Annotated in this window: 2 protein-coding genes; both read right to left on the bottom strand. The window is 65.1% G+C overall.

Annotation, left to right across the window (positions count from 1 at the left end):
- Nucleotides 1-36: 36 nt before the first annotated feature.
- A complete protein-coding gene (locus MOV75_RS35745) occupies nt 37-1587 on the bottom strand; it encodes a murein transglycosylase A (protein ID WP_246932245.1) in 1551 nt (516 codons plus the stop codon).
- On the bottom strand, nt 1565-2113 hold a 549-nt coding region (locus tag MOV75_RS35740), incomplete at its 5' end, for a Tim44/TimA family putative adaptor protein (protein WP_247007693.1). The genes MOV75_RS35745 and MOV75_RS35740, both read right to left, overlap by 23 nt.

The following is a 2113-nucleotide window of genomic DNA, read 5'->3' as shown; positions in this document are numbered from 1 at the left end:
GGCGAGGCTCCAGCACGGGCGGACGGGACGATCGCTTCATTGCTGCCGATGGGGACGTTTCTTCACCGGCCGCTGCGGTTCGGAAGCGGGCTCGATCACGGGGCGCGGTGCCGGCAGCGGGACCGGACCGGCAATGGCGACCGTGTCGGTCTTGGTTTCCGTAGGACCGGTCGCAGCAGCTGGCTTGACCGTCCCTTTCCCGGGATCGGCCTGCGGAAACAGCTTTGCGATCTTCTCCGAGGGACGAGGATCAGGCACCGGCAGCCGGGCGGCGCGCACCGAGGGATCGAGGCCCTTCGGCACCAGCATGACAAAGTGCATGGGATGGCGGAGCCGCCCGGAGATACGGCCGGCCTCCTGGCCAGCGCCGAAAAACAGATCGGCGCGCGCGGGACCGATGATGGCCGAGCCGGTGTCCTGCGCGATCATCAGCCGATGGAACGGCGTCTTGGAGCGCTCCGACTCGATCGGCAGCTCGCCCTCGATGAAGAACGGCGTGCCGTAGACATGCAGCGATTTGTCGACCGCGATCGAGCGCCCCGCGGTCAGCGGAATTCCCTGCGCACCCACCGCCTCGTCCTTGTCGGACAGATTGACCTCGCGGAAGAAGATGTAGGCGCGGTTCGCGCGGCGCAGCTCCTTGGCGCCATCAGGGTTTTGCGTCATCCATTCCCTGATCTTCTGCATCGACATCTCCTCTTTCGGGATGATGCCGCGCTCGATGAGGATGCGACCGACAGCCGTATAGGGATAGCCGTTATAGGCGTCGTAGTTCAGCCGCACCGAGCTGCCGTCGTCGAACTTGATGCGCGCCGAACCCTGGATCTGCGCGAACAGCAGATCGGTCGGGTCCTTCAGCCACGCGATCTCCAGCCCACGGCCGGCGATCTTGCCATCCTCGATCTCGCCACGGTCGTAATATGGCACCAGCTTGCGGCGGCCGATCTTGCGATAGACCGGGCCCTTGTTGGGCAGGCTGACCGAGTCCTGCTTGTAGCCGCGCACGAACAGATTCGAGGGACGGCGATAGACCGGAACATTGTAGACATCGGTCTGCGTGCGCGATCCCTCCAGCACCGGCTCGTAATAGCCGGTGACGAAACCGTCGGGCTCGCCGAGACGCGAGATCCGCAGCGGCGAAAAGTTGTCCTCGAAGAAGGTCTTTGCCTTGGCGTCGTCGGTGAGCTCGAGCGATTTTGCCGCCCTGCAAGGTTCGTTGAGCGAGCCGCCAATTGCTTTTGATTCGGCCTTCGGCTCAGCCGCGCCGGTCTGCGCATTGATGGTCCGACAGCTGGCGCGGAACGTTTTGTACGCCGCGAGATGATTGTCATCGCCCCAGCCCTTCACGTCCGCCCAGGCCAGCGGCAGATATTGCGCGCCGGGAATTTCGAACGGCAGCGGGAGCTGCGGATAGGGCAAGGCCCGCGGCGGAGCGGCAGGCAATTGCGGGAGATGATGGTGGTGGCTGCGATAGTGGCGCCGCGCCGCCTCGGCGCCGAGCGAAAACGACGACAGCACGACGACGCCTGCGCAAAGCGCGGTCGCGCTGGTCTTCAGAAAGACCCTAATTCGCGCTTCCGGTGCCAACCAACTTCCAGTTCGGATCGCGAGAGGTGATGTCGCGGGCGAAAGTCCAGATGTCGGTGATGTCGGCGACCGTATCGGCGCTGCCGTCGACGATGTTGCCGGCCTTGTCTCGGGTGGCCGAGATCATCTGCGAGACGAAACGGATCGTGAGCTGGGCAGTACGGTCGCGCAGCTCGGCGCCGACGAGCTCGGCCTTGTCGATCGAGACGAAGCGGGTCTCGGTCTTCTGCTCGTTCTTCTCGCGCTCCTTGATGGCGGCGTCGAAGCTGTCATAGACGTCCGACGACAACAGGTCGCGCAGCGCACGGCGGTCGCCATTGGCAAAGGCCAGCACGATCATCTCGTAGGCGCCCCGGGCGCCCGAGATGAAATGACGCGGGTCGAACGTGGAATCCTTGTCGACGATGGCATCCAGGCCCTGCGCCAGTGCGGTGCCTGGCTCGGTCAGGCCCTTCCAGCGGTCGGAGGGCGGGGTCGGCTCGGCCGTCGGCGCCAGCGGGGCCTGGTCAATCACCTTGCCCGGCAT

The sequence above is a fragment of the Bradyrhizobium sp. PRIMUS42 genome (assembly GCF_023006515.1).
GTDB lineage: Bacteria > Pseudomonadota > Alphaproteobacteria > Rhizobiales > Xanthobacteraceae > Bradyrhizobium.
The sequence above is the reverse complement of the archived record's forward strand: the minus strand, read 5'-3'. Positions and strand labels throughout refer to the sequence as shown.